This window comes from Roseovarius sp. D0-M9 (assembly GCF_037083805.1).
In the GTDB taxonomy this organism is placed as follows: Bacteria; Pseudomonadota; Alphaproteobacteria; order Rhodobacterales; family Rhodobacteraceae; genus Roseovarius.
The window spans coordinates 1-10,152 of sequence record NZ_JBAPKZ010000064.1 but is presented as its reverse complement, the minus strand read 5'-3'; the positions used below and the strand labels follow the sequence as shown (position 1 = coordinate 10,152).

At 60.0% G+C, this 10,152-nt stretch carries 8 protein-coding genes; 5 read left to right on the top strand and 3 right to left on the bottom strand.

Annotation, left to right across the window (positions count from 1 at the left end):
- The first annotated feature begins 238 nt into the window (after positions 1–238).
- The 5 genes from V8352_RS20525 to V8352_RS20505 all read left to right on the top strand — a co-directional run bounded on the left by V8352_RS20525 (position 239) and on the right by V8352_RS20505 (position 7,216).
- Complete coding sequence (locus V8352_RS20525; RefSeq protein WP_336426136.1) at positions 239–2,113, top strand: SLC13 family permease; 1,875 nt, start codon at positions 239–241, stop codon at positions 2,111–2,113.
- A gap of 728 nt (positions 2,114–2,841) precedes the next feature.
- Positions 2,842–4,146: a ferredoxin reductase family protein gene (locus tag V8352_RS20520; protein ID WP_336426135.1), complete on the top strand. Its 1,305-nt coding sequence runs from the start codon at positions 2,842–2,844 to the stop codon at positions 4,144–4,146.
- Positions 4,147–4,571: 425 nt separating this feature from the next.
- On the top strand, positions 4,572–5,111 hold the full coding sequence (locus V8352_RS20515; protein ID WP_336426134.1) for a glyoxalase superfamily protein: 540 nt from the start codon (positions 4,572–4,574) through the stop codon (positions 5,109–5,111).
- 270 nt (positions 5,112–5,381) lie between these two features.
- Positions 5,382–6,356, top strand: coding sequence for an ATP-binding cassette domain-containing protein (locus V8352_RS20510; RefSeq protein WP_442971078.1), 975 nt, complete (start codon positions 5,382–5,384; stop codon positions 6,354–6,356).
- Between the two features lie 116 nt (positions 6,357–6,472).
- Positions 6,473–7,216: an ABC transporter permease gene (locus V8352_RS20505; protein WP_336426137.1), complete on the top strand. Its 744-nt coding sequence runs from the start codon at positions 6,473–6,475 to the stop codon at positions 7,214–7,216.
- An 86-nt stretch (positions 7,217–7,302) separates the two neighbouring features.
- Here the strand turns inward: V8352_RS20505 and V8352_RS20500 are convergent, their stop codons facing one another.
- The 3 genes from V8352_RS20500 to V8352_RS20490 all read right to left on the bottom strand — a co-directional run.
- On the bottom strand, positions 7,303–8,586 hold the full coding sequence (locus V8352_RS20500; protein WP_336426132.1) for a PqqD family protein: 1,284 nt from the start codon (positions 8,584–8,586) through the stop codon (positions 7,303–7,305).
- Positions 8,570–8,905: a hypothetical protein gene (locus V8352_RS20495; RefSeq protein ID WP_336426131.1), complete on the bottom strand. Its 336-nt coding sequence runs from the start codon at positions 8,903–8,905 to the stop codon at positions 8,570–8,572. Before V8352_RS20495 ends, V8352_RS20500 begins: the two co-directional genes overlap by 17 nt.
- A 73-nt stretch (positions 8,906–8,978) precedes the next feature.
- A partial coding sequence (locus V8352_RS20490; RefSeq protein WP_336426130.1) for a S8 family serine peptidase occupies positions 8,979–10,152 on the bottom strand: 1,174 nt, incomplete at its 5' end.

The following is a 10,152-nucleotide window of genomic DNA, read 5'->3' as shown; positions in this document are numbered from 1 at the left end:
AGTCGCTCTGACAGCCCTCATGCGAAAGCTCATCGAACTGGCCAACGCACTCGTCCGACAAGACCGAGAATGGACGCCAAAAACAGCTTGATCAAGACGGATACTCTAATCGGAATGCGCAATCGTCTGGGACGGAAGCGTCTAGCGCTGGCACCACAGAATGTGCTTGTTCTTATGGAAACTGTATCTGACAAGCTTAGGCTACGCTGAATTTCGTCAAGTCATAAGGCAGGTATCCATGAGCACCGACCAGATGCTGATTGCCTGTATTCTGGTCGGCACGATGGGGCTGTTCCTGTGGGGTCGGTTTCGACACGATATCGTGGCTCTGGCCGCGCTTATGGCTTGCGTGGTCGCGGATCTGGTCCCGGCGGCAGATGCCTTTGCCGGGTTCGGTCATCCAGCCGTGATTACCGTGGCCTGTGTGCTGATCCTCAGCCGGGGGTTGCAGAACACGGGCGCCGTCGACTGGTTGGCGCGCAGCGTCTTGCCGCGCGACGCAGGACGGCTGACAAGCATGATCGCACTGATGGGTCTGGGCGCTACGCTGTCGGGTTTCATGAACAACGTCGGCGCTATGGCGTTGTTGATGCCGATTGCGGTGCAACTGTCGGATCGGTTGGACCTGGCGCCTGGCCAGGTGCTGATGCCGTTGGCGTTCGGCACCATTCTGGGCGGTATGACAACGCTGATCGGTACCCCCCCGAACCTGATCGTTTCGGGCTTTCGAGCCGAGGCCGGTCTGGGTCATTTCGCGATTTTCGATTTTGCACCTGTCGGCGCGGCTGTCGCCGTTGCCGGGGTGGTCTTTGTCGCCTTGCTCGGCTGGCGGCTGGTTCCCGCGCGAAAATCCGCAGCTGGCGCAGAGTTCGATACAGGCGCCTATTTCACGGAACTGCGCGTCCCCGAAAGCAGCAAGGCTGTCGGGCTGACCTTGCGTGCCTTCGAGAGCGAGATCGAAGACAGCAATGTGCAAATCGTTGGCCTCGTCCGTAACGACGTGCGCATGACCGCACCGCATGGCGGCCGGCGCATTCGCGCCGATGATATTCTGGTTCTCGAAGCCGAAGTCGATGCGCTGGCAGAGGCGCTGTCGGTGTTCGACATAAAGCTGGAGCAATCCATTGTCGCCCCACCCGATGAAGGCGAAGGGGAGACGTCAGCCAAGTCCTCGGCGACACCGGATGGCGCGGACGATCCGTCCACCGATGATAAGGCAGCCGATGATGAGGCCGATCCGAAAAAAGATGGGAACAGTGAAATCGTGCTGCGCGAGCTGGCGGTGCTTCCGGGGGCGAGCATCGTCGGGCGCTCGGCCGAGGAGATGTATCTACGCGCGCGTTATGGGCTGAACCTGCTGGCCGTTTCGCGTGAAGGGCATCCTCCGCGATCTGGTTTGCGAACGCTCAAGTTGAAATCCGGTGATCTGCTATTGGTCCAGGGCCCGGCGGGTGCCGTGTCCGGGTTTATCAGCGAAACGGGCTGCGTGCCCCTGGGCGCGCGCGATCTCCGCATCCCAGACAAACGCATGGCCATCGTCGCCGCCGCGATCATGTTGGGGTCGATTGGGCTGGTGACATTGGGCGTGCTTCCTGCGGCCGCGGCCTTTGCGCTTGGCGTTCTGGCCACGATGGTGGCGCGCACGGTGCCGCTGCGAGAGGTATACACCTCCATTGATTGGCCGGTGATCGTCCTGCTGGCGGCGCTCATCCCCGTCGCGGGCGCGATGCAAAGCACGGGGGCCGCAGAAATGCTGGCGCGGTTTCTCGTGGAAACAGTCGCCCAAGGCAATCCGGTTGCGGCGCTGATCGTGGTTATGGTCACCACGATGTTCCTGTCTGATGTGATGAATAACGCCGCTACCGCCGCCGTTTTGTGCCCAATAGCGCTTGGCATATCATCGACATTGGGAGCCAACCCTGACAGCTTCTTGATGGCCGTCGCAATCGGCGCCTCCTGCGCGTTCCTGACCCCGATCGGCCATCAGAACAACACCTTGATCCTAGGGCCGGGCGGGTTCCGCTTTGGTGATTACTGGAAACTCGGCCTGCCGCTCGAGGTGCTTGTCGTCACCATCAGCGTGCCAATGCTGCTGTTTGTTTGGCCGTTGTGATCTGTCGGTAACCTGGGCGTCGAATGAGAGGAGTTCGTCCCCGCGAAACCGGCGGGTTGGTGCAAACAGATGATTGATATGGCAACGCAAGACGACCGTAGTCTGTCAAACAAAATTATAGCATCGCCGTACCACAAAGCGACATAACCGGCATTAAGTATTCAATCTTGCTGTCGAGCATGAGCTAACAAGCGGCCACGGATGAGTTACGGCCTCTCCCGGCTCCGTACGCTTCAAATGTGAGCAAACCGGCCGATGGACCCGGATTGGGTGGTGCGTTCTTAACAATCAGCGCCGCACGGACGAGCAGCGTACTAAAGCAGGCAAGTAGGCCTTCCGCGAGACGCGGCTGTCATGCTGGTAGTTCCACGACACTGAGGTTCGGCTACAAGTGCACCCAGTAGCGTACAACCTGATAGCAATAGATGAACGAAAGTGGCAGGTCATGTCTGACTCCCGCACTGTGAAAAATGCCGCTGCCTGGCCAGGATGATGCGGCTTTGCAGTGCGATCTGCCCGCATTCGAGCGGTCCAGCGATCGCAAACCACACTGGGAAAGCAAAACAGTTGATCCGCTGCCCTGATCGGGGGATGCTTTTAGCGGCAGGGCACTTGGGGAATGTCGGTTAAGGCGCAGCGAGTTGTCTAATTGGAACGTCATCTATCGAAATGCTGTGCGTTTACTGGCCTTTGCGACATCCGGCGACATTTGAGAGGGAGAAAGCAATATGAAGTCGCTCCTATTGATTGTCGCATACCTTTTCGCGGTCACATTTCCATTGATTTTGTCTTGGCTCGTCGGTGGGCCGCCACGCGCGTTTCACCAAGAACTTGCATCTGGCCTTGGCATTCTGGCTTTTTCCATGATCCTTATGGAGTTTGTCATGTCTGGCCGATTCAAGAGTATTTCGAATGGCATTGGCATGGATCGGACCATGCGGTTTCATCAGGTCATGGCGCGCACGGCATTGGTTTTTGCTCTCCTACATCCCTTCCTCTACCAAGGCACCCCTTCAGCTGGCCAGCGTCCTTGGGACCCTACCCGGCAGCTGACGATCACAACCGATTTTTCCGATCTTTTGACAGGGATTGCTGCTTTCATACTTCTTCCAAGCCTTGTTCTGCTGGCAATTGCGCGCACTCAATTGGACTACAATTACGAGACATGGCGCCTGATACATGGGATCGGCGCTCTCCTGATCGCGTTACTTCTGTTGCATCATACTGTTTATGCGGGCCGTTACGGATCGCAGCCCGCGATGACCTTGGTCTGGCTCGCAATGACGGGAGTGGCTGTTGGGTCACTGCTTTATGTTTACTTGTTCGTGCCTTTTCTGGACATGTTACGCCCTTGGCGCGTGACCTCCGTTGTCCAATTGACGCCAAAGCAATGGGAAGTGACCGTTAAACCAGACGGTCATTGCGGCCTTGACTACAGAGCCGGGCAATTTGTCTGGCTGAATTTGGGGCACAACTCATTCTCGATGAAGGAAAATCCGTTCTCCATTTGCTCCGCACCTGCGGCTAAGCCGGAAATATCATTCATGATCAAAGAGCTCGGCGACTTCACGCGAACCATTGGCCAGACCAAACCTGGAACGGTCGCCTACCTTGATGGCCCTTTTGGCAATCTGTCGGTTGAAGGTCGGAACGAACCGGGGGTTGCACTGATTGCAGGCGGTGTGGGGCTCGCACCGTTGCTGGGCATATTCAGGCAAATGCGCCTGACCCGCGATCCGCGCGAGGTGAAGTTGATCTATGGAAACCGCATCGTCGAACAGATTGCCTATCGTGATGAATTAGGTGCGCAGGACGTGTTCCATGTACTGTCAGAACCGCCAGAAACCTGGCATGGAGAGACGGGTTTCATAAATGCGGCGCTGATAGATCGCGTTTTTTCAGTAAAAGAAATCAGCGAATGGGTCTTTGTGTTGTGCGGACCCTCAGTCATGATGGATACCGTTGAAGATCACCTGATTAAAAGGGGTGCGCCCTCTCATCGTATCCTGTCGGAGCGGTTCGATTATGATTAATGCATTCAAGTATATGACGTCGAGGCGCCGGGTCTCTTTGACGATCTGGGTTCTGAACATCATACTTTGCTTGGTAGGCTTGGCCTTTGCATTGCGCTAATTTTTTGAAACGGAGCGCCGTGTGCCGCCTGCTGTGGTCCCATCATCGGCGCCGACCTCCGCCAGACTGGCAAGTGATGAAGCGACAATCAGCCCTCTCAAATGTGGCTGATCACCTCGACTGAACAAGTCCATTGGTGCCCATTGATCGCGGATCTTGCTTGACTGGATAGCCTGAATTTGGCCTTGTGACGCTGGTTCATGCTGCCAGCCGCTCGCGCCCATGTTGGCAAGGTGAAAGCATCGCGGACGCGTCACACAAGCCCCCCCGTCCAGTGACTATCGGCAATGCGAGCACCGTGGGCGTTCACTGGCAGGAGGATGCGATGACAAATGCCGACCAAGCCAAAACCATGGCGCGGCAGCTTCGGGCTGCGCTTTCTTCAGACGGGATGGCCATCTCTCATTCCAAGTCCTTGGAACTTATTGCCAAGACCTTGGGACATGCTGACTGGAATACCGCAAGCGCAAGGCTGAATCATGTGCGTGCAGCGCCCAACGAGGTGCGCTTCACACGCTCCAGCCCAATCCTGCGCATATTCGACGAAAAGAAGGCAAGGGAGTTCTATTGCGATTTCCTCGGGTTCCAGATCACGTTCGAGCATCGTTTTTCTGAGGGCATGCCGCTCTACTTCGGGCTCGAACGGGGCGCCCTGAGCCTGCATCTTACCGAGCATCATGGGGATGCAAGCCCCGGAGCCAATGTGTTTGTGGCAACCGCCAACATCCGTGACTTCCATCGCGAGCTTGCACAGAAGCAGTACGCCTATAATCGGCCCGATTTGGAGGACCTGCCATGGGGGCTGCAAATGCAGGTGAACGATCCTTTCGGCAATCGTATTCGCTTCTGTCAGCAGGTCGATTAGGCTTCTTATCCAACGCGAGGCCGTGCAAGCACAGCGAATGGTGGCATGGGCCGCGCCCGCCTTCTACTTCGCAGTTTGTTGACGTAAGGCCGCAGGTTTCGGCTGGCTTCGCGCTTGGTGGACGGCGCGTGCGCGGTCTTGCGTAGGGCTGCGATTTGATGAGAGCTGCTTGATCGCCCGTTCGACATCTTACAGAACCAACGGCTGTTCAGTCTGGTCCGGCCGCAGTATGGTCTGCCGTGCCAGACAGCCAACAGGTTTCAGACAATGATGGTGGACAACCAGACCGCAGACCTCGCCATTTGCGCGCGAGGGCTTGTTCGAAGTTACGGCGATCTCACCGCCGTGGCCGGGATTGATCTCGATGTTCGACGCGGGATGATCTTTGCCGTGCTTGGACCCAACGGCGCGGGCAAGACGACTTTGCTTCGGATGCTTGCAACGCTGACATCTGCAGATGCCGGAACTGCAACCGTTATGGGGCATGATATCGCTTCGGCGCCGCAGAAGGTCCGGGCCTCGATTGCGATGACCGGCCAGTTTGCTTCGCTCGACGAGGATCTGACCGGGCGTGATAATCTCGTGATGCTTGCCCGTCTCTGGGGCTTCCGGGGGCGGACGGCGCGGGTGCGGGCCGACGAACTGTTGACCGCCTTCGAGCTGTCGGGGGCGGCGCGCAAGCAGGTCAAGGATTACTCGGGCGGGATGCGGCGCAGGCTGGACATTGCGGCCTCGCTGATCGTGACGCCGGGGGTGCTCTTTCTGGACGAACCGACCACCGGCCTCGATCCGTCAGCGCGGCAAGGTGTGTGGCATCTGATCCGGCAACTTGCCGGGGCCGGTGTGACCATCCTGCTCACGACCCAATATCTTGAGGAAGCCGATCAACTGGCCGAACGGATCGCGGTGATCGACCATGGACGCAAGATCGCCGAAGGCACCAGCCGCGACCTGAAGGCCGCCACGGGATCGGGCGTCCTGCATGTGTCGCTGGTGGACCGGAAGCAGCTCGATGCCGCCGCGCAATTCTTGTCAGCGCGTCTTGATAGCGTGGTTCACCGCAGCCCCGAAGGCGCGGAACTTTCGGTGCTTGCGGGTGATGCAGTGGCCGCCAATGCTGCGATATCGGCCCTCATCGCCGAAGGCTTCGGTCTGGCAGACTTCCGCATGGGGGCCCCGAGCCTTGATGAGGTGTTTTTCGCACTGACTGAACGCCCCGCGGCACAAGCAGAGGCAGCGCAATGACCGACCATGTTACCGAGTACGGCGATCTAACGAGACGCAATGACAGCCCTTCTGCGTCGGGGGCGCCGGACATCGCCGCGCTGCGCACCGTTGCCCCGCCTGCGCCACCGGGGCCGATGTCGAACGCGCTCGTCTTTGGTTGGCGGGCGATCCTGAAGTTCCGGCACGTTCCTGAACAGCTGTTCGATCTTGTGATGACGCCGATCATGTTTACGCTGCTGTTCACTTTCGTGTTCGGCGGGGCGCTCGCGGGCTCGACCGGTGACTACTTGCAGTTTTTCCTTCCGGGCATCCTTGTTCAGACGGTGGTTTTCAATTCGGTTTATTCGGGGATGGGATTGTCGAAGGACTTCCAGAAGGGTCTCTTTGACCGTTTCCGAACGCTGCCGATCTGGCCTCTCGCGCCTTTTGCGGGGCTAATGGTCGGAGACCTGCTGCGACATCTGATCGCCGGCGCCATCATTCTCGGCATCGGTCTGATCCTTGGCTACCGTCCGGAAGCCGGCCTGATCGGCACGCTTCTCGCTTTCGCGATGCTGTTGACGATCGGCTTCGGCATGGGCTGGGTGTTTATCGTGCTTGGACTGCTGGTGCGGACGCCGATGACGGTAATGACGCTGGGATTCACCATCTTGTTCCCTGTCACCTTCGCCTCGAACATCATGGTTGATCCGGCAACGATGCCTGACTGGCTGCGCAGCTTTGTCGAAGTGAACCCGGTATCACTAATGACAACGGCGCTGCGCGGGTTGATGGCCGGTACGGCGACGCTTTCACAGATTGGCTTGGCCCTGATCGCGCCGATCGTTCTGACAGTGTCGCTCGCGCCGCTGGTGCTCTGGCTCTACCGACGCAGGTGAGGATGCCCGGTGGTGGCATGGACGCCGCGGTGGACGACATCGCTTCGTTTGCGCGTCTTTGTAAAGATCGGTCAGAACAGCAATCTTTAGTGGACCACCAGACCTCTATCTTGCAACTGACCCAGCAGTTTCGCGACATCGTGATTTATTGATGGCGCGGGCGTTTCCGGAAAGACTTCGTGCAGGGTCGTGGCAATATCCGTGCCTGATTGCGGCAGCTCCAGAAGGGTCCAGATGGCGCCACCTATGGGATTGAGGCTGAAGAAATTGCGCCCTTCCATCTGCCAGAGGAATGTATCGTCGCCGATGCGCCGCGTGATGACATCGCCGGCGCGGGCGTAGCGCGCGCTCAGATCGGCGGGCTGGGCCCCCTCGTCTGGCTCCTCCACGGGCAAGGCCGGGCCAAGCGGGGCTCCAATATGGGGGATCTCGGTCGCCTCAAAGGTCGATCTGACAAGCGCGACAGCCTCTTCCAGGTCGCAATAGACGAGCGTGAGGCAGACCAGCCCTTCGGCCAGTGACGAGATACGGTCATAGTGGGCCTCGGGATCTCCGGGATCCGCGATGTTCTGACGGATCAGAAAGGCGGCAGCCTGGCTCGTGGGCAGCCGGTGAAGGCGCGCGCGTGCACCGTCCTTCCGGCGCAGCACCACCATCGCGGCGAGAGGGGCGCGCGTGCCGAAGGGGGCTTGGCCGGGATTGCGGACATAGCCATAGCGATGATCCTTGACCGTCAGGCGGCCTGCCACCTCCTCGCGGAAGGCAGGTGTCACGCCATCGGGCAAAGGCAGGCGCAGGCGGGGCTGCACCCCCAGCGCCACGGCCGTGCCAGCCGCATCGACTGCCAGGATATCGTCGCAGAATAGCGCGCATCCGGTCTCGGACGCCAACCGGGTGACCAGCGTGGACTTGCCCGCGCGATACGAGCCGGTGAATGCCACAAGGTGCCCGCCGATCCTGATCGCGCCGCAATGCAGGCCCAGGACATCCGGTCTTGCATCAACATAGGCTTGAATGAGATCCGCGACCGCGCCGCAGGTCGCTCCGGCAATACCGAGCCCGGTCAGGGGGCTCTCTCCCCAGCAAGACTGAAAGCAGTAGGTGCCATCAGCTTCCTGGCAGATCGCAGAGCGATCTGCGCCGCCCGGTGCTTCGCTCGCCCGAGCCTTGGCCACGGTAATGCCCCATGCCGGCATCACCGTGGCCAGGGCCTGGCCCAGAACATCGCAGCCAGCGACGTCGACGGTATGCGCAACCTTTGCGCTTTGCACGCTCGAGAGGATGGCTGCCGGAGCGCACTGGTGGTGCGCCCCGGCAGCCGGTGTTCTGTGACGTGGTTTGGCCATCGCGATTTCAGAACCCGAGGTCATTCAGCGCGCCGCGCACCGCCTGGCCGAATCCCAGGCCAGAACGGTTGCTCCGGCCCGACGGGCCCGAAGAGCCGCCACGTCTGCCGCCGGATGGACCGGATCCGCCGCTTCCACCCCCGCGACCACCGCCCGAGCCACCGCGTCCGCCGCCCGAACCACCACCCGAACCACCGCCCGCGCCACCGCCGCCGGATCCGCCGGAGGCACGCGCGGCACTCAGGTGCATCATCGCGGGCGCCACATAGGCCACGCCTGTGGCCAGGCCAAGCTTTGCCAGCATACGGCGGCGGGAAATGTTGGAGTTCTGATCATCAGCCATCATTCTTCTCCTTGTGCTTTGTTTTGCCGGCCACTCGCAGTGGCCATGTAAGGAAAACGGCTGTAGGGGCGGTTTATTCCCCGGCGGCCGAAAAAGCCTCTGTCTCTTTGGCAAAGCACTGTCCTGGCGCAGCAACCAGCCCGTGACCGAAAATCGGATCGCGGCCCGTCTCTCCCAGATCCTTCGCGCAGCGCGTCATTTCATCGATGACCTGATTCAGCGGAACCGCTGGTGCGCGCAGGCGCTGCACAGCGAGTGAGGCCGTCACGAATAGCGCGGCGTAGGACGTGCCCGATTGAAGCCGCCCGCCTGATATGGACGCGGCGGCCCACACACGAACGCCCGGCGCTGCAAAATTGATGTATGGCCCGCGGTTCGCCTGTCGGTAGACGCGCTCGTTGTGGTCGATGGCCGTGACCGCCAGCACTTGCTCGAAGGCAGCCGGATACGCCGGATCTGCCCCCGGTCCGTCATTTCCGGCAGCGGCTACAACGGCCACGTCCCTTTCGCCGGCCTGCGCCAGCAACGCTTCCAGCACAGTGTTATGTGGGCCTGAAAAGCTCATATTGATGACGCTCACATCTGCTTTCAGCAAAATGTCCATTGCCGAGGCCAGCGAAAAGACATCCGTTTGTTCCCCATAATAGCCTTGGTGAAAAGCCTCGACGGCCACCAGTTCGGCATTGGGCACCAGCCCCGGCACGCGCTGGTCCAGCCTTCCGATGAGCATCGCGGCGATCGCGGTGCCATGTTTGCGCCCCGCCGCCTGTCGGTCGCCCAGATCGGCCTGATTGACGGTAAGGTTCTGACCGGCCAGCGCGAGGTGATCTTGGTTGATTCCAGTGTCGATCATCCCGATCCGGGGCGCGTAGATACTGGGCCAGCCGGACCAGCCGATCATGTCGTGGGCGTCGCAGCCTTCGTCGTCACATAGAAAGTCGTCGGGCGTGTAGATATGATTTTCATCCACCAAGGCGCCGGGCAAAAGCGCGGACAACTCGGTCAGGCTGTCGGAGATCGATCGCCCGCCGGGCGGGTCAAGCCTGTAGATGGTCCCGCCGAGAACGGTGTTTGGCGTTTCGCCCCGCACCATGTAGCCAGCCTCGCGCGCAGGGCCGATGGGGGTGCCGGTCTCTAGCAGGGTGCGGAAATAGTCCCGCCTCGACAGTGATTTAAGAACATGATTCACTTCCGGAACGATATCGGCGGGGGTGAGGAATGCGCGGGACGGACGAGACGAGCAGGTC